This window comes from Isoptericola sp. NPDC019482, from assembly GCF_040632295.1.
GTDB lineage: Bacteria > Actinomycetota > Actinomycetes > Actinomycetales > Cellulomonadaceae > Isoptericola.
Map to the genome: position 1 here is coordinate 172,183 of NZ_JBEYBQ010000005.1, position 19,209 is coordinate 191,391.

Consider the following 19,209-nt stretch of genomic DNA (forward strand, 5'->3'; position numbering starts at 1 on the left):
CGCCAACGGTCCGGGGGCTTGGCCGACTTTCGAGGAGTCGACATGCCCCAGCGTACATGCGCCATAGACGGATGTGACGGCGGTCTCTGTACCTCGCGGAGGGTTCAAAACTTTCGGCCCGGTAGGGATTCGAGCATAGGAAGGAGGCCTCATGGCCGATCGGTCAATCCGCATCGTGATGTCCGCTAGCGTCCAAGGCCTCGTCAACGGCTTCAAGACTGCGAACACAGCGGCGAAGAACCTCAACACCCAGCTCAAGCAGAACGAGCAGGCGGCGCAGCAGGTCACTACGAGCCTTGGCCTAGTCGGTGCCGCCGGTGTCGCTGGTGCCGGGCTGGCGATCAAGACGTTCGCCACCTTCGACAAGCAGATGAGCAACGTCAAGGCGACGGGTGCGGCGACCGCTGGCGAGCTGAACAAGCTGCGCGAGGCCGCCGTGCAGGCGGGTGCGTCTACGGCATTCTCGGCGACCGAGGCTGCGGCGGGTATCGAGAACCTGCTCAAGGCTGGTGTCGCGGCGAAGGACGTGCTCGGTGGCGGGCTTGCCGGGTCGTTGGACCTGGCTGCTGCTGGTGAGCTCGGCGTGGCTGACGCTGCGGAGATCGCCGCGACGGCGATGACGCAGTTCAACCTCTCGGGCCGCGACGTCACACACGTTGCAGACCTGCTCGCCGCTGGTGCAGGCAAGGCCGCTGGCGACGTCACGCAGATCTCGCAGGCACTGAACCAGGCGGGTCTCGTGGCCTCGCAGACCGGTCTCTCCATCGAGGAGACGACCGGCACCCTGGCCGCGTTCGCCTCGGCGGGTCTCCTGGGCTCCGACGCTGGTACGTCGTTCAAGACGATGTTGCAGCGGCTCTCCGCGCCCACCAAGGAAAACGCCAAGTACATGGCGGAGCTCGGCATCTCCGCATATGACGCTCAGGGCAACTTCGTGGGCATGTCTGCGCTCGCAGGCCAGCTCACGGACGCGCTCGGCAAGATGACCCCGGCCCAGCGGAACGCCGCGCTCGCTACGATCTTCGGGGCCGACGCCGTTCGTGCCGCGTCGGTGGTCTACGACCAGGGCGCGAAGGGTATCGACTCCTGGATCGGCAAGGTCAACGACCAGGGGTACGCGGCTGAGACCGCTGCGGCCCGGCTCGACAATCTCCAGGGGGACCTCGAGGCCCTGGGCGGCGCCTTCGAATCGGCATTCATCCGCGCGGGTGCTGGTGGCAACGACGTGCTGCGCGGCCTTACTCAGGGCGCGAGCCATCTCGTGACCGCGCTCGGTGAGCTCCCCACTCCCATCCTTGGCACGACCACGGCACTCGTCGGCGGCGGTGGCCTTGTGGCGCTGGGTGTCGCTGGTCTCGGCAAGCTCGCGCTGAGCGTGAACGAGATCAACTCTGCGTGGTCGTCGATGGGGCGCAACGTGAAGTTCGCATCCGTCGGCATGGCGGGTGCGCTCTCCGCGGCCACCGTTGGGATCGCTGTCTGGGCGCAGAATGCCGCTGAGGCTCGGGCCGCCGTCGAGGAGTGGAAGGCCACTCTTGACGAGTTCGGCAACACCACCGACACGACCCTGGAGAAGGTGAACGAGGGGCTCGCCAAGTCTCGCGAGGTCTGGTGGCAGGTAGGCGAAGACCAGCGCTCTGCGATCGAGATTGCCGACCAGTACGGCGTCGCCATCGAGGACGTCCAGGCGGCCATCCTCGGCAGCGACGACGCCCTCACTCGCGTGAACAAGTCGCTGGCGACCGCCAACGAGCGATACACCTACGGCACCTCTGGCGCGTACCTCTTCCAGCAGGGCTCGGCGCGGCTGCTCGAGACGATCTCGCAGCAGAGCGCCGAGATCCGAAAGTCGACCACGGAGAAGCAGCGCGAGGCGGCGGCCAACGAGGCGGCAGGAATCGCCCAGGACGGCCTCACGGATGCCACCCGCGACACCACGACTGCCCTCGAGGACTACGCGGCAGCGCAGGAGGAGGCGTGGCAGGCCACGAGGAAGGCTGCGGGCGTCGTTCTCGACCTGCGGTCCGCTCAGGCCTCTTACGAGGCGTCTCTGGACGAGGTGACCGCCTCGCTGGAGAAGAACGGCAAGACCCTCGACATCTCCACCGAGGCCGGCCGGGCGAACGACGAGGCCCTGCGCAAGCTCGCCGGCGACGCCCTCGACGTCGCCGACTCGATGCGCGAGGGTGGCGCGGGCGCAAACGAGCTCAGCGAGCACATGCGCTCCGCCCGCAAGGACGTCATCAAGGCGGCCACGTCCCTTGGGATGTCGAAGGCGGAGGCGAAGGCGTTCGCCGACCAGCTCGGTCTCATCCCGGGGAACGTGAACGTGAAGGTCTACGCCGACACGGACGACGCGCTGCGCAAGATCGCCAGAGTCCGCAAGCAGGTGCTGAACCTGCCGGACAAGAAGATCACGGTCACCACGGACACCCAGGTCACGGGCGGCTGGGGCTCTCGCGCCGGCGGCCTGCCCTGGGGTGACGGTGAGGGTGCCGGTTGGACCGGGGGCGTTCCTCGTGGCGTCTCCGCGATGTCCAAGGCTGTCCGGTCGATCGACCCGGGCGCACGGATCACGTCGGGCTACCGTCCGGGCGCGGTCACGGCGACGGGCTACCCGAGCTATCACGGCATGGGTCGTGCGATCGACATCGTGTCGCCGAACATGGGCCGCACCTGGGACCTGCTCCGCCGCGCCTTCGGATCCCAGGCCAAGGAGCTGTTCTACACGCCGCGCGGGTTCCTCCGTAACGGCGTGATGGGCGGTGCCGCTCCGGTCACTCGCCGCACGCACTACTCGCACGTTCACCTGGCCCTGGCGAACGGTGGGCGCCTGCCCGGCCCGGCTCCGGCGGATCCTCGCGAGGACAACCTCCTCGGGGTGGACGAGCACGGGATGCCCTTGGCGCGGGTTCGCTCGCGCGAGTGGGTCGTCAACCAGGGCGCGTCGGACTACTACGGCGATGCCCTCATGTCGGCGATCAACTCGCGTCGGATCCCGCGCGAGGAGTTGGCGGCCTTGCAGGGGCTGGCCGGCGGTGGCGCGGTCGGGTCTGCCGACTCGGCGGTGAAGCGGGCTGAGCGTGAGCTCTCTCGTGCTCGTGCGGCGCGTCGAGCGGCCAAGAAGGAGAAGACGAAGGCGGCTGCTGAGAAGCGGGTCGAGCAGGCTGAGGAGCGTCTGTCGAAGGCTCGTGAGCGTCGGTCGAACCTTCGTGAGAGCCGGACTGACCTGTCGCTCGATGTCCGTCGTGGTGGCCTCATTTCATCCGCCACGTCCGGGGCTGACGGTGCGTACGGCGTGGTCGACGAGATGCGCAGCCTCGCCCTTTCTGGCGATCTCGGCAAGCGTCGCTCTCGGACCCTCGCGTCCCAGGCGTCCAAGGCCGAGGCAGCGGTCCGCGGGCTCTACAAGGAGGTCGACAAGGTCGACAAGCGCCTCGAGTCCGCAGCGGACAACACCGAGCGTCTCCAGACCATCAGCGACGGTGTGAAGAACGCGCTGATGGGCGAGCAGTCGCTGTCGGATCTCGTGCAGGAGGGCACGTTCCGGGATGTCACCCGGACGAACTCTCGCGGCGAAACGTGGACCGAGCAGATGTGGGACGCAGGTGGCACGACCGCCAAGGGACTCGTCAACGCCAAGCAGGGTCAGGCGTCACGTGCGATGGCCTTCGCGGAGAAGCTCAACAAGCTTCGGGCCAAGGGTCTGTCCGGGACGATCCTCGAGGAGATCGGCAACCTCGGCTCCGAGAAGGGCATGCAGGTTGCCGACGCGCTGCTCAAGGATCCGGGTCAGATCGACGACCTGAACAAGGCCTACAAGGACGTCGCCAAGTACTCCGGCGCTGCGGGTGAGTACGTGACGGACGCTTTCTCCAAGGGCGGTCTGTCTGCGGCGAAGTCGTTTGAGGCGGGCCTCGTCAACCAGAAGTCGAGCCTGGAGAAGCAGGCCTACAACTGGGGCGTCTACATGGCGAACGGGATCTCGGCTGCTCTCACGGGCAAGAAGACGGGTCTCAAGAAGCGTGCGAGGGGCGGACAGGTTGCGCCTGGCACGCCGTACCTGGTCGGCGAGGAGGGTCCGGAGCTCATCGTTCCGGCGGCCTCCGGCCACGTCATGACGGCCGCCCGCACCCGCCATCTGGCGGACACGGCCCAAGCTGCGCGACGGTTTCATCCTGCCGCGGCCAGCGGTCCGAGCGTTACCGTCGCGCTCAACGGTGACCTCATCGCGACAGACACAAACGCTGCGGTCGACCGGATGTACACAAAGGCGTGGGACGCGATCAACACGCACGGAATCAACGCACTGGCACAGGGGGTGGGCGTGTGAGCACAGAAGCATCAGTACCTGAGGGCATCGCCGAGAGGCTGGCAGGGCAGATCGAGTCCGCCTTGCAGACGCTGGAGCAGGACCCCGAGAGCCACAACGAGCTCTTGAGGGCTTTCATGGATGTGGCGACCCACACCACCGAGGCGATCCTCCGCCTCGAGATGTTGGTTCACGTCCTGGAGGACCAGCGGCGATCCTTGCCGTGACTCAACCCCGTGCCCGACAGAAGCGCCCCCGGTCCACAAGGACCGGGGGCGCTTTCGTGCGTTCGGGGTCTGAGATTTCATCCTTGGCGGCAACCGTTGCGGAGGGCCACCTTGGACCATGGAAATCATCTATGGCGGCACGTCCCTCTCGATCGCTGACAGTGAGAACATCGGCCTCTTCCAGAAGCGTGTGAACGAGATCCTCGCCCGGGGCGGTGGTTGGATGACCCTCGCCGGTACTGACGCCAAGACCGGCCTACCGGGGGTCACGGGCATACTGATCACCCCTGGAGTTCCGATCCTGTTTCGAGGCGCCGGGACCCCCGATGATGCTGGCGTCGATTACCAGGAGATCCAGACCAACTAGCGCGGCTTGCGAACCGTCCTGCGCGAACGCGACGTCTGGCTCGCGCGCATGGCATCGATCTCGTTCAGGTGCTCGTAGCTCTCGGAAGTGATGCCGACCGAGTAAGCACGCACGAACGCTTGGGCCTGCTCCGTGGTGAACCGGATCTCACGGCCGAATCGCGTGTGCTCGAAGCCGCGAGCCGCGATCTGACGCTTCACCCAGTCGGCGGTATGGCCGGTGTTCTCCGCCATCTCCTCGAGCGAGATCGTCTTGGCGGGGTGGTCGTCGGGGAGCGGCGTCATCGGTACACCCTCTCCATCGGCAGGCTGCGAACGAAGGCGACTTCGAAGCGTTCATCCATGGCTCGGAGCGTGCCGCAGTCCGCAGAAAGTCCGCAAGAGGGCCGCACCTGGCAGTTCCGGCTCGGCGCCAGCCAACCAAGAAACCGCAGAATTCCAACGCTGCTCACGCGTACCGTGCATGTATGGATCTCGATGGCGAGTCCTGGATCAACTCGCCCGCCCAGGTGTTCGTCGCGCGCCGGGGCGTGCCGGAGCTGACGACCACGATCCTCACCGCCGGGCAGCTGCGCGACCTCGTGGAGCGGATGCTCAAGGCCTCGGGTCGCCGGCTCGACCTGAGCAGCCCGTTCGTCGACGCGTCGCTCCCCGGCGGCGAACGGCTGCACGTGGTCATCCCCGACGTCACCCGGCACCACATGGCCGTCAACATCCGCAAGCACCTGGTGCGCGCGGACCACCTCGACCACCTGGTGCGGCTGGGCTCGCTCACGCCCCACGCCGCGGCCTTCCTCGACGCCGCCGTGCGGGCGGGCCTGAACGTGCTCGTGTCGGGCGCCACCCAGGCGGGCAAGACGACCATGCTCAACGCCTTGGCCGGGTCGATCCCCGCGGGACAGCGCGTCATCTCCTGCGAGGAGGTGTTCGAGGTGCGCTTCGCCGCCCGGGACCACGTGGCCATGCAGTGCCGGCAGCCCAGCCTCGAGGGCACCGGGGAGATCCCGCTGCGCCGCCTCGTCAAGGAGGCGCTGCGGATGCGGCCCGACCGGATCGTCATCGGCGAGGTGCGTGAGGCCGAGAGCTTCGACATGCTCGTGGCCCTCAACGCCGGGATCCCGGGGATGTGCACCGTGCACGCGAACTCGGCGCGCGAGGCCGTCACGAAGATGTGCACGCTGCCGCTGCTCGCCGGGGAGAACGTTTCCGACCGGTTCGTCGTGCCGACCGTCGCGTCGGCGATCGACCTGGTCGTGCACCTCGACGTGTCGCCCGACGGCGCCCGGCAGGTCCGCGAGGTCGTCGCCGTGACGGGCCGCGTCGAGGCGGACCGGGTCGAGACCGCCGGGCTGTTCCACCGGGTGCCCGCGGAGCAGGGCGGCGACCTGGTGCGCGGCGACGGCTTCCCGCCCGGCGAGGAGCGGTTCTCCCGTGCCGGTGTCGACGTCCGCGCGCTGCTGGCCGGCGGCCGCTGATGGGGGTCGTCGTCGGGCTCCTGCTCGGTGCGGGCATGGTGTGCGTGTGGCTGTCGTGCTGGGAGGCGCCCGCCCGCCCGCGCCGCCGTCCCGGGAGGTCCGCCGCCGTGCAGGACCTGCTCGTGCAGGCGGGGGCGCCGTCGGTCACCCCGGCGGCCCTGTGGTGGCTCAGCGCGACCGCGGGCGTCGTCGTGCTGCTCGCGGGCCTGGCGCTGACGCGCTCGCCCGCCATCGCCGCGTGCTTCGCGCTGATGGCGGCGGCCGCGCCCGAGCTCCTCGTGCGGGTGCGCGCCAGGAAGCGGAGGCGAGACCTGCGGGAGGTCTGGCCCGAGGTGGTCGACCACCTCGCGTCCGGCGTGCGGGCGGGGCTCTCGCTGCCGGAGGCGGTGGCCCAGCTGAGCGAGCGCGGCCCGGTCGAGCTCCGTGAGCCGTTCGCCCGGTTCGCGGCGGACTACCGCGCGACCGGCCGCTTCGGCGAGTGCCTCGACCTGCTCAAGGCGCGGCTCGCGGACCCGGTGGCCGACCGGATCGTCGAGGCCCTGCGGCTGACGCGCGAGGTGGGCGGCACCGACCTCGGGCGGCTGCTGCGCACCCTGTCGTCGTTCCTGCGCGAGGATGCGAGGACGCGCGGCGAGCTCGAGGCGCGGCAGTCGTGGACGGTCAACGGCGCCCGGCTCGCGGCCGCTGGCCCCTGGGTCGTCCTGGCGTTCCTCGCGACCCGGCCGGAGACGGCGCAGGCGTACAACTCGGCGGCGGGGGTCGCGGTCCTGGCCGCGGGAGCGGCCACGTCGGCGCTCGCCTACTGGCTGATGCGGCGGATCGGACGCCTGCCCGAGGAGGGGCGGGTGCTGCGATGACGTTCCCCGGGTTCTCGGGCGTCGGCGCCCTCGTGGGGCTGCTCGGCGGGCTCGGCCTGCTGCTCGTCGTCTCCCGGCTCCGCGCCCGCCGCGCGACGCTCGACCGGCGTCTGGCCCCGGCGCTGCGCCCGCGCGACGCCACGTCCGGGCTGCTGCGCGACCAGCCCACCCACACGCCGTTCCCCGTGGTCGAACGGCTGCTCGCCCCCTGGGTCGCGGACGCCGCCCACTGGTTCGAACGGCTCGGCTCGTCCCGAGCGGACGTGCGACGACGGCTCGACCGCGCCGGCTGGCACGAGAGCGTCGAGGCGTTCCGGGCGCGCCAGGTCGTCTCGACCGCCCTCGGGCTCGCGGCCGGGCTGCTGCTCGCTCTGCTCCTCGCCGCGACGCGCGGGTCCTCTCCGGTGCCGCTGGCGGCGGTCGTCCTGCTCTGCGGCGCCGCCGGGTTCGTCCTGTGCGACCAGTGGTTGAGCCGTGCCGTCCACCAGCGCGAGGAGCGGATGCTCGCCGAGTTCCCGACCGTCGCCGAGCTCCTCGCGCTCGCCGTGACGGCGGGGGAGGGACCCGTGCCCGCGCTGGAGCGGGTGGCCGCCACCGCCCGCGGCGAGCTGTCCGGCGAGATCTCCACGATGCTCGCCGACGTCCGCGCCGGCGCGCCGATCGCGGCCGCGCTCACGGCCATGGCCGACCGGACGGGCCTGCCGTCGCTCACCCGCTTCGCGGAGGGTGTCGCCGTCGCGCTCGAGCGGGGCACCCCGCTCGCCGACGTGCTGCGCGCCCAGGCGCAGGACGTCCGCGAGTCCGGCCGCCGGGCCCTCATGGAGGCCGGTGGGAAGAAGGAGGTCGCGATGCTCGTGCCCGTCGTCTTCCTCATCCTGCCGATCACCGTCGTCTTCGCCGTGTTCCCGTCCCTCGCCACCCTGCAGATCGGCTGGTGAGCGTGCATGCCGACATCCGAACCCGCCGCCACCGCGCGGTGCCACCGAAAGGACCGACCATGCCCGATGAGTTGCCCGACAAGACCCCCGACGAGACATCGGACATGACCGGCGACGCGCCACCCCGGCTCCCCGGGGCCAACGACCCCGAGCGGGGGGACGTGCCGGGGTGGGTGCTCGTGACGCTCATGACGGCCGGTCTGGTCGTCGCGCTGTGGGCGATCGCGGGCCCGCTGCTCGAGGACACGTTCACGCGGGCGATCACGAGCGTCACGGGTCCGTGACGTGGCGATCGGCCGGCTGCACCACCTGATCATCGACTGCCCGGACCCGCGGAGCCTCGCGGAGTTCTGGTCGGCCGTGCTCGGCCAGGACGTGACGTACGCGGACGACGACTTCGTCGTGGTCGCGCCCAGCGACCGGCACTCCGGTCTCGCGTTCCAGCGCGCCCCCGACCATCGGTCGCCGGACTGGGGCGACCCGGCACGCCCGCAGCAGATGCACCTCGACGTGATGGTCGACGACGTGCCCGAGGCGCACGCCCGCGTGCTCGCGCTCGGGGCGCACCGGCTCACGGCCGCCGCTCCGGGCGCGGGGGAGGGCGACGTGTACGCGGACCCGGCCGGCCACCCCTTCTGCCTCGTCCCGCGGCCCGGGTGGGCCGCGCCGGTCGGCGAGGGTCGGGCGTGACGGTATCGAGCGTGACCGCATCAAGCGTCGGCGCGCCCGCGGTGCACTCCGCGACCGGGCGGGACGGCGAGCGGGGGTCCGCCGTCGCGGAGTTCGTCATGGTGTCCGCCCTGGTGCTGGCGCTGTTCCTCGCGGTGGTGCAGGTCGCGCTGGCGATGCACGTGCGGGCGCTCGCGATCGATGCCGCGGCGGAGGGAGCCCGCGTGGCCGCGCGGGCGGACCGCGACCTGGCGACCGGTGCCACGCGGACGCAGGACCTGCTCGCCGCGGCGCTCGGCTCCCGGTACGCCGACGACGTGACCGTGCGGCAGACGGTGCAGGACGGGCTCGACGTGGTGGAGGTGACGGTGCAGGTGCCGCTGCCGGTGGTGGGGCTCATCGGGCCGTCCGGGGTCCTCACGCTCCAGGGCCACGCGCTGGAGGAGTCGTGAGCGCTCCGACGCCGCGGTGCGCGCCGCGGCGGCTCATCTCCCGCACGGCAGCGAGGCCCGCGGACGAGGCCGCCGGGCCCGAGAATCCCGACCCCGGGACTCCCGACCCCGAGGCGGGCTCCGCGTTGGTGGAGTTCCTCGGCACGGCGGTGCTGTTGCTGGTGCCGCTGGTGTATCTGGTGCTCACGGTCGCGCAGGTGCAGGCCGGGGCGTTCGCGGTCGAGGGCGCCGCCCGGGAGGCGGGCCGGGCGATGGTCACGGCGGACTCCGCGGAGGCGGGGCCCGGGCGTGCCCGTGCGGCCGCCGGGATCGCGTTCGAGGACCAGGGGTTCGCCGTCTCCGACGGCTCCGTGACGCTGGAGTGCTCGGCCGACCCGTGCCTCACGCCCGGCGCGACGGTGGGGGTCCGCACCCGGCTGGCGGTGCCGCTGCCGTTCGTGCCCGACGCGCTGCGCGGCTGGTTGCCGCTGGAGATCCCGGTCACCGCGACCCACGTGGCAACCGTCGACGAGTACGGGAGGGCGCGGTCGTGACCCGGGACCATCGGAACGACGACGCACCCGGTGACGGCGCGCCCGATGCCGAGGACGGGCGGATCATGCTGCTCACGGCGGGCGTCGTGGCGCTCGCGCTGATGCTCGTCGGCATGGTCGCGTCGGCGACGGCGGTGCACCTCGACCGCAAGCACCTGTACGACCTGGCCGACGCGGTCGCGGCGGACGCGGCCGACGCCGTGCCCGCGGAGCGGTTCTACGACGGCACCGCGGCGTCGCAGGGGGAGGCGGTGCTCACGCTCACCGACGCCGACGTCGAGGCGTCGGTGGGCGAGTACCTCTCCGAGCATCCTGGCGAGGCGGCGGGTCTCGACCGCCTGCGCCTGGTCGAGGCGACCTCCCCGGACGGCCGGACGGCACAGGTGGGGCTGGCCGCCACGTCGCACCCGCCGTTGCTGCGGTGGTTCACGGACGCGTTCGGCGGTGGTTTCACCGTCGCGGCGACGGCGTCGGCGCGGGCGGGCTGACCCTGCGGGCACCGCGCCGGCACCTCGCGAACGCGGTGTGGAACATCCCACACCATCAAAGACGCATCTCGGATTCCGATTTGGCTACCCTGCGGGTGTGCAGCTCACCGCGTTCACCGACCTCGGCCTGCGGATCGTCATGCGCCTCGCCGTGCTCGACGCCGAGACGGCGACGACGCGGGCGCTCGCCGAGCAGCTGAACGTGCCGGCGACCCACGCGGCGAAGGTGGTCACCCGCCTCGGGCACCTCGGCGTCGTCGAGGCGCGACGCGGGCGGGCCGGCGGGCTGCGCCTCGCGGGCGGCGCCCGCGACCTGTCCGTCGGGTTCGTGGCCCGGGCCCTCGAGGGCGACGGCGAGGTCGTCGAGTGCGAGGGCGCGAACCCCTGCCCGCTGCGCGGCGGCTGCCGCCTGCGCGGCGCGCTCGCCCGCGCCCGCGAGGCGTTCTTCGCGGCCCTCGACCCGGTGACGATCGCCGACGTCTCCGCCGCACCCACCCGGGACCTGCTGCTCACCATCGGCACGCGCCCGCCCGGCTGACGACCGCCCACGTCCGCGCCCGCGCGCACCCGCCCGGGCGCGGCGACCCCCGAAGGAAGAGACAGGAGAGTCACGCATGCTCACCCCCGAGTCCGCCGCCGTCGTCCGCGCCACGCTGCCCGTGATCGGCGGCGCGATCGGCGACATCACGCCGATCTTCTACCGGCGCATGTTCGCCGCGCACCCCGAGCTGGAGCGTGACCTGTTCAACCGCGGCAACCAGGCCCGCGGCGACCAGCAGCGGGCCCTCGCGGGGGCCATCGCCGCCTACGCGACCCTCCTCGTCGACGACGGCCCGGACCCCCGCTCGGTCCTGGCGCGCATCGCGCACAAGCACGCGTCGCTGGGGATCCTCCCCGAGCAGTACCCGATCGTGCACGAGCACCTCTTCGCCGCCATCGTCGAGGTGCTCGGCGACGCGGTGACACCCGAGGTCGCGGCGGCATGGGACGAGGTCTACTGGGACATGGCCGACGCGCTCGTCGAGATCGAGCTCGGCCTCTACGCGGAGGCGGGGGTGTCGCCGGGTGACGTGTGGCGCACCGTCTACGTGCGCCGGCGCGTGCAGGAGTCGCCCGACACGATCTCCCTGGAGCTGGTCTCCTCCGACGGCGGGCCGCTGCTGGCCGCGCGGCCCGGCCAGTACGTCTCGGTCGCCGTCACCCTCTCCGACGGCGCGCGGCAGATCCGCCAGTACAGCCTCACCGGCGCCGGCGAGCCCGGCGCGTGGGCCGTCTCGGTCAAGGCCATCCTCCCCGGCGTCGACGCGGCCGGGGTCGCGCCCGCCGGCGAGGTCTCGAACCACCTGCACGACAACGTGTTCGAGGGCGACGCGCTCGAGGTCTCCTCGCCCTTCGGCGAGCTCACGCTGGTCGAGGGGGAGAACCCCCTGGTGCTGATCTCGGCGGGCATCGGCATCACGCCCATGATCGGCTTCCTGCACCACCTGCGCGACGCCGGCACGTCGCGCCGCGTCGTGGTGCTGCACGCCGACCGGTCGCCCGCGCGCCACGCCCACCGTGCCGAGCTCCGGACGCTCGTCGACGCCCTGCCGACGGCCGAGCTGCACCGCTGGTACGAGGACCTCGGCACCCGGCCGGTGCAGGAGCGGCTGCGCACCGGGTACCTCGACCTCGACGGCGTCGACCTCCCTCACGACGCCGACGCCTACCTCTGCGGCCCCGCGCCGTTCATGACCGCCGTCCAGTCCGCGCTGCTCGGGCGCGGCATCACCGCGGACCGCATCCACCACGAGGTGTTCGGCCCCGGCCGCGAGATCGCCGCCGCCTGACGGCGCACCCAGCGGCTCCTCACCCGGCGTCGACCAGGCGGGAGAACAGGCCGGGGTAGTCGACGACGACGCCGTCCTCGTCGACCGAGATCTCGCGGTGGAAGTCGCCGTCGCGGGACTCGTACACGTACCGCTCCGTGTCCACCCGGGTGTACCGCTGCGGGTCGGGCGAGACCTCGAACGTCTCTCCGTCGACGTACGCCGTGACGATGTCGGCCGCCGCCCCGACCGTGAGGTCGAGGCGGCGGATCGGCAGCGTGTTGGTGAACGGGCTGAACGACAGGTCCACGTCCACGGCGTCGGCCAGGTCGGGGCGGGCGGCGCCGTCCACGTGCCACACGCCGTCGGCCTCCCGGCTCACGTCGAGCTGGCGCCCGTCCGACGACCGCAGCCGCAGCACCCGGAACGCCCACTCGTCGCCCGGCCCGGTGTCGAGCTCCATCGCGTACTCGAGCCGTACGGGCCCGAGGTCGACGACGGAGCGAGCGCGGAGCAGCTCGTCGCGGGGGAGCAGGTCGAGGTGCTCGATGCTGCCGGTCCCGAGCCCGCGCCACCGGTACGTCGTCATGGTCGGCCTCCTCCACGGCTCTCATCCCCAGCATCGACCCGGACCGGTACCTCCGCCCGGTAGATTCGCGCGCATGACCGACGAGACGCCGCCCGCCGACAAGCTGCCGGTGGACCTGGACCAGATGTTCGACCTCGCCCGCGCGGGAGCCGACCTGCTCCTGGAGTTCGTCGACGCCGGCGTCCCCGCCGACCACGCCGACGCGGCGGGGAACACCCTGCTCATGCTGGCGGCCTACCACGGGCACGCCGACCTGGTGCGCGGCCTCGCCGAGCGGGGCGCGGACGTGGACCGCGTCAACGCGCGCGGCCAGTCCCCGCTGGCGGGCGCCGTCTTCAAGGGGTCCGACGACGTGGTCGCGGCGCTCGTCGCCGCGGGCGCCGACCCCGACGCCGGCACGCCCAGCGCCCGCGACACCGCGCAGATGTTCGGGCGCACCCTGCCCGATCGGGGCTGACGCCGGCCGCGGATCGACCGCGGGCGCCGTCGGGCCGGGCAGCCCGCGGCGGCGGGTAACCTTGAGGATCGTGGCCACCATCGACTTCCCCGCAGAGATCAAGGCGCTGCGCGCCACCCTCGAGTCCATCGAGGCCGTGAGCGACCCCACCGCGCTGCAGGCGAAGATCGACGACCTCACCCAGCAGGCGTCCGCCCCCGACCTCTGGGACGACCCGGAGAAGGCCCAGCAGGTCACGTCCGCGCTCTCCACCGCGCAGAACGAGCTGCAGCGCGTCGAGCGCCTCGGCGCCCGCATCGACGACGTCGAGACCCTCGTCGAGCTCGGCGAGGAGATGGAGGACGCGGACTCCCTCACGGAGGCCGAGACCGAGGTCGCCGCCATCCGCAAGGACCTCGACGTCCTGGAGGTCCGCACCCTGCTGTCCGGCGAGTACGACGCCCGCGAGGCCGTCGTCACGATCCGCGCGGGCGCTGGCGGCGTCGACGCCGCGGACTTCGCCGAGATGCTCATGCGCATGTACCTGCGCTGGGCCGAGCGGCACGGCTACCCGACCAAGGTGATGGACACCTCCTACGCGGAGGAGGCGGGCCTCAAGTCGGCCACGTTCGAGGTGAACGCGCCCTACGCCTTCGGCAACCTGTCGGTCGAGGCCGGCACGCACCGCCTGGTGCGCATCTCGCCGTTCGACAACCAGGGCCGCCGCCAGACGTCGTTCGCCGCGGTCGAGGTGGTGCCGCTCATCGAGCAGACCGACTCGATCGAGATCCCCGAGTCCGACCTGAAGATCGACGTCTTCCGCTCCTCCGGCCCGGGCGGGCAGTCGGTGAACACGACCGACTCCGCCGTGCGCATGACCCACCTGCCCACGGGCACCGTCGTCTCGATGCAGAACGAGAAGTCGCAGATCCAGAACCGCGCTGCCGCGCTGCGCGTCATGCAGTCCCGCCTGCTGCTCATCCGCCAGCAGGAGGAGGCCGCGAAGAAGAAGGAGCTCGCCGGCGACATCAAGGCGAGCTGGGGCGACCAGATGCGCTCCTACGTGCTGCAGCCGTACCAGATGGTCAAGGACCTGCGCACCGAGCACGAGTCCGGCAACACCCAGGCCGTGTTCGACGGCGCCATCGACGACTTCATCGAGGCCGGGATCCGCTGGCGCCGCTCGGGCGGCGCCGACGCCGCCTGACGGCCCCCGCCCCGACGTCGACGTCGTCGGGCCCTTGACCGCGTGCCTCGGGCGACTTTCCTGACCCGCGACACACCGGCGTGTCCTTCGCGCCACCCTCCCCGCCGGGTGCGACTCTCGGAAATCGGGCGGCCCCGGCCCAGGTGCGGTGTGACCACGAAGCGACATCGTGCCCGGTGCCGGCGCCGCACGGTCGACAGGCAGGGGAGAGGCACGTCGTGATCCGGTTCGAGAACGTCTCGAAGGTCTACGCCCGAGGGGCGCGGCCCGCGCTCGACGACGTCTCCGTCGACGTGTCGCGCGGCGAGTTCGTCTTCCTCGTGGGTGCGTCCGGCTCGGGCAAGAGCACGTTCCTGCGCCTCGTGCTGCGTGAGGAACGGCCCACCGGCGGCACCGTGTACGTCGCGGGTCGCGACCTGTCCCGGCTGTCCAGCTGGAAGGTGCCGTCGCTGCGGCGCAGCATCGGCGTCGTCTTCCAGGACTTCCGCCTGCTGCCGGGCAAGACCGTCTACGAGAACGTCGCGTTCGCGCTGCAGGTGATCGGCAAGCCGCGGCACACGATCCGCACCACGGTGCCCGAGGTGCTGGAGATGGTGGGCCTGGACGGCAAGGAGAAGCGGCTCCCGCACGAGCTGTCGGGCGGCGAGCAGCAGCGCGTCGCGATCGCGCGTGCGTTCGTCAACCGGCCGCAGATCCTGCTGGCCGACGAGCCCACCGGCAACCTGGACCCGACGACGTCGCTCGGCATCATGCGGCTGCTCGACCGGATCAACCGCACCGGCACCACGGTGGTCATGGCCACCCACGACGACGAGATCGTCAACGAGATGCGCAAGCGCGTCGTCGAGCTCTCGACGGGCTCGGTGGTGCGAGACGAGGTCGACGCGGTCTATGGCGAGCGGGAGTCGATCCTGCCGCAGGTGGGCCAGACGCCGGTGCTCGACGCCCCCGGCCGCGGTGCGCGCGCGGTGCAGCGGGTGCAGGTCTCGCCCGAGCCGGCGGACCTGGAGGCCGAACGGGCCGCGGAGGCCGCCGCCGCGCGGGCGGCGGCGCAGGAGCGGACGATCACGGAGCCGCAGCCCACGGCTGCGCCGGTGGTCCCGGTGGTCCCGGTGGTCCCGGTGGTCCCGGCGGTCCCGGAGCAGGCTGCGGCGTCCCCTGACGAGGTGGTGCAGCAGGTGCTGCGCGAGCACGAGCGCGTGCGCGCGGGACGGGAGGCCTGAGGGTGCGGCTCCAGTTCGTCCTCACCGAGGTCCTCCAGGGTCTGCGGCGCAACCTGTCGATGGTGATCTCGGTCGTCCTCGTGACGTTCGTGTCCCTGACCTTCGTCGGCGCGGCGGCGCTGCTCCAGACGCAGGTCACCAAGCTCAAGGGCGACTGGTACGACCTGGTCGAGGTCTCGGTCTTCCTGTGCCCCGACGGCTCGACGGCGCCGACCTGCGCCGACGGCGCCGCCTCGGAGGAGCAGATCGCCGGCCTCGAGAAGGTCATCGACACCGAGCTGTCCGACGTCGTCGCCACCACGTACTTCGAGAGCAAGGCGGACGCGTTCGAGGCCTTCACCCAGCTCTACCCGGACGGGTACCAGGGCACCCAGCTCACCGAGGACGACATGCAGGCGTCGTTCCGGCTCAAGCTGGTGGACCCCGAGAAGTACCAGGTGGTCGACGACGTCCTCGAGGGACGCGCGGGCGTGGAGGTCGTGGAGGACCAGCGCGAGGTGTTCGAGCCGCTGTTCCTCGCGCTCGGGCGCGCCTCGCTGCTGGCCGCGGGCCTCGCCGGCGTGATGTTGCTCGCGGCGGTCCTGCTCATCACGACGACGATCCGGCTCTCGGCGGTCTCGCGGCGCCGGGAGACCGGCATCATGCGCCTGGTCGGCGCGTCGAACCTGTTCGTGCAGCTGCCGTTCATGCTGGAGGGCGCGATCGCCGCGCTGGTGGGCGCGCTGCTCGCCGTGGGCGGGCTTTGGCTGGCCGTGCAGTACCTGGTGACGGACTGGTTGCAGGACTCCGTCGACTGGGTGGCCTACGTGGACGTGGGAGACGTCCTGCTCATCGCGCCGCTGCTCATCGGCATCGCCGTGCTCCTGGCGGTGGTGTCGTCCGTGGTGACGCTCAACCGGTACACGAGGGTGTGAGATCGCAGATGACGAGCCTGAGGACGACCACCCCAGGTCGAGGCCGGCGCGCGCTGGGCGGGCTCGTGGCCGCCGTCCTGGCGCTGGGCGGGGCGACGACGTCGGCCACGGTGACCGCGAGCGTGTCCGCTCCGGCGGCGGCGGCGGACGACATCGACGACCAGCGGGCCGCCGCGGAGGCGAAGCAGCGCGCGAAGGAGCGCGAGCGCGACAGCCTCCAGGAGGAGCTCGAGGACACCAACGCCAAGTACCGCCAGGCCGTGCTGGACCTCAACGAGGTCGAGGGCCGGCTCCCGGTGGCGCAGGCCGAGCTCGCGGCCGCGGAGGCCGCCCTCCAGGAGGCGCGCCGCAAGGCCGCGATCCTGGCGCAGCGCCTGTCCGACGCCGAGGCCGAGGAGGCCGCCGTCGCCGGGCAGATCGAGTCGGGCAAGGGCAAGGTCGAGGCGGCGCGCGCCGACGTCGTGCAGATGGCGCGCCAGGCGTACCGCAACGGGGACGACACGAGCACCCTGGGCATCGTCACCGGGGCCCAGTCCACCGAGGACTTCCTCGAGGAGTTCGCGGTCTCGTCGTCGGCGGCCCGCAGCCAGGCGCGCACCCTGACCGACCTGCAGGAGGCCGAGGCGGTGGCCCGCAACCAGCAGGCGCGCCTCGACGCCGTCCGGGCGGCCATCGCGGACCTCAAGCGCGAGGCCGACGCCAACGTCGTCGCCGCCGAGAAGGCGCAGCGGGAGGCCGCGGACCGCAAGGCGGAGGTCGAGCGGCTCATCGCCCAGCAGCGCAAGCTCAAGGCGTCGATCGAGGCGCAGAAGGCGAACGCCCTCGAGGAGCTCAAGGCGAACGAGCAGGCGCAGCAGAGCCTCGAGGCGCAGCTCAAGGACATCATCGCCAAGCAGAAGGCCCGCGACGCCCGCCTCGCCGAGGAGCGCCGCAAGGCGGAGGAGGCGGAGCGCAAGAAGGCGGCCGCCGAGCGCCGGAGCAGCAGCGGTGGCGGTGGGGGCGGCGGCTCCAGCAGCGGCGGCGGTTCCGGCGGCGGCGGATCTGGCGGCGGCGGTGGCGGTGGGGGCGGCGGATCGTCGTCCTCCGGCCCGTTCCTCGGCTGGCCGACGAACTACCACGTCGTCACCAGCTCCTACGGGATGCGGTTCCACCCCACGCTGCACTACTGGCGGCTGCACGCCGGCACGGACATCCGCACGTACTGCGGCACGCCGGTCTACGCGGCGCAGAGCGGCTACGTGGAGCAGGCGCACTACACGTCCGGCGGCGGGAACAACGTGCTCATCAACCACGGCTCCTACCGCGGTGACAACGTGATGTCGCGGTACCTGCACCTGACCTACGACACCGTGAGCGTGGGGGAGAAGGTCAGCAAGGGCGAGATCATCGGCTACTCGGGTTCCACGGGGACGTCGGCGGCGTGCCACCTGCACTTCGAGGTGTACGTCAACGGCAGCACCACCGACCCGATGGGCGGCTGGCTGAACTGACGTCCCGGCGCGGGTTCGCGGGGCGCGGAAAAGCCCTGGCCGCGGCACGGGGGTCCCGTATCCTGGGTCGTCGCGAGTCCGCGTACCCGGGAGGAGGAGACCGTGTCCAACAAGGCCAAGGGCGCCAAGAAGAAGCAGGGCGACCCGCGCACGATCGTGGCGAACAACAAGAAGGCCCGCCACGACTACGTGATCGAGGACGTGGTCGAGGCCGGGATCGTGCTGTCCGGGACCGAGGTCAAGGCGCTGCGCATGGGCCGCGCGTCGCTGCTCGACGGGTACGCGGCGATCGACAACGGCGAGGCGTGGCTCGAGAACGTGCACATCCCGGAGTACTTCCAGGGCACCTGGAACAACCACGCGCCGCGCCGCAAGCGCAAGCTGCTGCTGCACCGCGAGGAGATCGACCGGCTGGGCGTGAAGTCCCGGGAGAAGGGGCACACGCTCGTCCCGCTGAGCCTGTACTTCCTGGACGGTCGCGCCAAGGTGGAGATCGCGCTGGCGCGCGGCAAGAAGGAGTACGACAAGCGGCAGACGCTGCGCGAGCAGCAGGACATGCGCGAGGCGCAGCGGGCCATCCGGCACCAGGAGCTGCTGGGCTGAGCGGGTCCTCGTCGGGGCGCGGCCAGCGGAAATAAGGGCGCACCCGCGGTGGTTGATCCACTAGACTGGAAGACGTCGGCACGGTTCGCCGTGGCCGGCGGGGTCGGCAGACCCGGTTTGAAAAATGCATAGGGGCTGATCGGTTTCGACGGTGGTCGTGCTTCGAGGAGAAGCGGGCCGAGGATGCAGGCTCATCTCGTGAACGCTTGCCTGCAAACCTATAGGTGCCGATAACAAGCGCACCGACTTCGCCCTCGCCGCCTGAGCGAGCTCCGAAGTCCGTGAGCCCGGGATCGCTCTCGACCCGGTAGCTCACGTCATCTAGAGAGCCACTGCTCGTCGCCCTCGTCACCGGGGCGGCGGGGACTTTTAGGTGACTGGGCCCGTCCGCACCTTGTCTGCGTGAGTGCGGGGGCCGAGAAAATCACAGCAGACTGCGCCCGGAGAAGTCCTCGAAAAGCGCCACCGGACCCGGGTTCGATTCCCGGCAGCTCCACCCCTGCGACAAGGCCCCGCCGGCCGCGAGCCGGCGGGGCCTTCGTCGTGGTCGGGCGTGGTCGGGCGGGTGGCGAACGCCACGTCGGATCCGTGCCCGGAGCATCCGTCGTGTGAGCGTATGTTG

At 71.6% G+C, this 19,209-nt stretch carries 21 protein-coding genes and 1 other RNA gene; 20 read left to right on the forward strand and 2 right to left on the reverse strand.

What is annotated here, in order from left to right:
• The first annotated feature begins 151 nt into the window (after nucleotides 1-151).
• The 3 genes from ABZ493_RS06170 (at nucleotide 152) to ABZ493_RS06180 (ending at nucleotide 4,906) form a co-directional block, all read left to right on the forward strand.
• Nucleotides 152-4,333 carry a phage tail tape measure protein gene (locus tag ABZ493_RS06170; RefSeq protein WP_430581297.1) on the forward strand — a complete coding sequence of 1,394 codons (4,182 nt, stop codon included), beginning with the start codon at nucleotides 152-154 and terminating at the stop codon, nucleotides 4,331-4,333.
• Nucleotides 4,330-4,539, forward strand: coding sequence for a hypothetical protein (locus ABZ493_RS06175; protein WP_430581298.1), 210 nt, complete (start codon nucleotides 4,330-4,332; stop codon nucleotides 4,537-4,539). Before ABZ493_RS06170 ends, ABZ493_RS06175 begins: the two co-directional genes overlap by 4 nt.
• Nucleotides 4,540-4,657: 118 nt before the next feature.
• Nucleotides 4,658-4,906: a hypothetical protein gene (locus ABZ493_RS06180; protein ID WP_430581299.1), complete on the forward strand. Its 249-nt coding sequence runs from the start codon at nucleotides 4,658-4,660 to the stop codon at nucleotides 4,904-4,906.
• Here ABZ493_RS06180 and ABZ493_RS06185 read toward each other — a convergent pair.
• The gene (locus ABZ493_RS06185; protein WP_430581300.1) at nucleotides 4,903-5,190 is read right to left on the reverse strand and encodes a hypothetical protein; all 288 of its coding nucleotides are present in this window, start codon (nucleotides 5,188-5,190) and stop codon (nucleotides 4,903-4,905) included. The genes ABZ493_RS06180 and ABZ493_RS06185 overlap by 4 nt on opposite strands.
• 182 nt (nucleotides 5,191-5,372) lie before the next feature.
• On the opposite strand from ABZ493_RS06185, the gene ABZ493_RS06190 reads away from it, so the two are divergent.
• From ABZ493_RS06190 to ABZ493_RS06235, 10 genes are all read left to right on the forward strand, one after another.
• Nucleotides 5,373-6,380, forward strand: a complete 1,008-nt coding sequence (locus ABZ493_RS06190; protein ID WP_430581301.1) for an ATPase, T2SS/T4P/T4SS family — start codon at nucleotides 5,373-5,375, stop codon at nucleotides 6,378-6,380.
• On the forward strand, nucleotides 6,380-7,237 hold the full coding sequence (locus ABZ493_RS06195) for a type II secretion system F family protein (RefSeq protein WP_430581302.1): 858 nt from the start codon (nucleotides 6,380-6,382) through the stop codon (nucleotides 7,235-7,237). Before ABZ493_RS06190 ends, ABZ493_RS06195 begins: the two co-directional genes overlap by 1 nt.
• Nucleotides 7,234-8,175, forward strand: coding sequence for a type II secretion system F family protein (locus ABZ493_RS06200; RefSeq protein WP_430581303.1), 942 nt, complete (start codon nucleotides 7,234-7,236; stop codon nucleotides 8,173-8,175). Before ABZ493_RS06195 ends, ABZ493_RS06200 begins: the two co-directional genes overlap by 4 nt.
• Nucleotides 8,176-8,279: 104 nt before the next feature.
• Nucleotides 8,280-8,459 (forward strand): hypothetical protein, encoded by a 180-nt coding sequence (locus tag ABZ493_RS06205; RefSeq protein WP_430581339.1) that lies wholly within the window; start codon nucleotides 8,280-8,282, stop codon nucleotides 8,457-8,459.
• A 1-nt stretch (nucleotide 8,460) separates the two neighbouring features.
• Entirely contained in the window at nucleotides 8,461-8,865 is a 405-nt protein-coding gene (locus tag ABZ493_RS06210; RefSeq protein ID WP_430581304.1) for a VOC family protein, read from the forward strand.
• 11 nt (nucleotides 8,866-8,876) lie between these two features.
• Nucleotides 8,877-9,296: a TadE/TadG family type IV pilus assembly protein gene (locus tag ABZ493_RS06215; RefSeq protein ID WP_430581305.1), complete on the forward strand. Its 420-nt coding sequence runs from the start codon at nucleotides 8,877-8,879 to the stop codon at nucleotides 9,294-9,296.
• Complete coding sequence (locus ABZ493_RS06220; protein WP_430581306.1) at nucleotides 9,293-9,829, forward strand: pilus assembly protein; 537 nt, start codon at nucleotides 9,293-9,295, stop codon at nucleotides 9,827-9,829. Before ABZ493_RS06215 ends, ABZ493_RS06220 begins: the two co-directional genes overlap by 4 nt.
• Entirely contained in the window at nucleotides 9,826-10,317 is a 492-nt protein-coding gene (locus tag ABZ493_RS06225; protein WP_430581307.1) for a hypothetical protein, read from the forward strand. The genes ABZ493_RS06220 and ABZ493_RS06225 overlap by 4 nt, the downstream gene beginning before the upstream one ends.
• Nucleotides 10,318-10,414: 97 nt before the next feature.
• A complete protein-coding gene (locus tag ABZ493_RS06230) occupies nucleotides 10,415-10,855 on the forward strand; it encodes an Rrf2 family transcriptional regulator (protein WP_430581308.1) in 441 nt (146 codons plus the stop codon).
• A 76-nt stretch (nucleotides 10,856-10,931) separates the two neighbouring features.
• Nucleotides 10,932-12,146 (forward strand): globin domain-containing protein, encoded by a 1,215-nt coding sequence (locus ABZ493_RS06235; protein ID WP_430581309.1) that lies wholly within the window; start codon nucleotides 10,932-10,934, stop codon nucleotides 12,144-12,146.
• Nucleotides 12,147-12,165: 19 nt separating this feature from the next.
• On the opposite strand, the gene ABZ493_RS06240 is transcribed toward ABZ493_RS06235, so the two are convergent.
• Complete coding sequence (locus tag ABZ493_RS06240) at nucleotides 12,166-12,714, reverse strand: putative glycolipid-binding domain-containing protein (RefSeq protein ID WP_430581310.1); 549 nt, start codon at nucleotides 12,712-12,714, stop codon at nucleotides 12,166-12,168.
• 73 nt (nucleotides 12,715-12,787) lie between these two features.
• Between ABZ493_RS06240 and ABZ493_RS06245 the strand changes: the two genes are divergently transcribed.
• The 7 genes from ABZ493_RS06245 (at nucleotide 12,788) to ssrA (ending at nucleotide 19,086) form a co-directional block, all read left to right on the forward strand.
• A complete protein-coding gene (locus ABZ493_RS06245; RefSeq protein ID WP_430581311.1) occupies nucleotides 12,788-13,171 on the forward strand; it encodes an ankyrin repeat domain-containing protein in 384 nt (127 codons plus the stop codon).
• Between the two features lie 70 nt (nucleotides 13,172-13,241).
• A complete protein-coding gene (prfB, locus tag ABZ493_RS06250; RefSeq protein WP_430581312.1) occupies nucleotides 13,242-14,357 on the forward strand; it encodes a peptide chain release factor 2 in 1,116 nt (371 codons plus the stop codon).
• Between the two features lie 218 nt (nucleotides 14,358-14,575).
• Complete coding sequence (gene ftsE / locus ABZ493_RS06255) at nucleotides 14,576-15,580, forward strand: cell division ATP-binding protein FtsE (RefSeq protein WP_430581313.1); 1,005 nt, start codon at nucleotides 14,576-14,578, stop codon at nucleotides 15,578-15,580.
• Between the two features lie 2 nt (nucleotides 15,581-15,582).
• A complete protein-coding gene (gene ftsX, locus ABZ493_RS06260; protein WP_430581314.1) occupies nucleotides 15,583-16,494 on the forward strand; it encodes a permease-like cell division protein FtsX in 912 nt (303 codons plus the stop codon).
• Nucleotides 16,495-16,502: 8 nt separating this feature from the next.
• Nucleotides 16,503-17,984 carry a peptidoglycan DD-metalloendopeptidase family protein gene (locus ABZ493_RS06265; protein WP_430581315.1) on the forward strand — a complete coding sequence of 494 codons (1,482 nt, stop codon included), beginning with the start codon at nucleotides 16,503-16,505 and terminating at the stop codon, nucleotides 17,982-17,984.
• 102 nt (nucleotides 17,985-18,086) lie between these two features.
• On the forward strand, nucleotides 18,087-18,587 hold the full coding sequence (smpB, locus tag ABZ493_RS06270) for an SsrA-binding protein SmpB (protein WP_429762444.1): 501 nt from the start codon (nucleotides 18,087-18,089) through the stop codon (nucleotides 18,585-18,587).
• A gap of 131 nt (nucleotides 18,588-18,718) precedes the next feature.
• Nucleotides 18,719-19,086: a transfer-messenger RNA gene (ssrA, locus tag ABZ493_RS06275) on the forward strand.
• The last annotated feature ends 123 nt before the right edge of the window (nucleotides 19,087-19,209 follow it).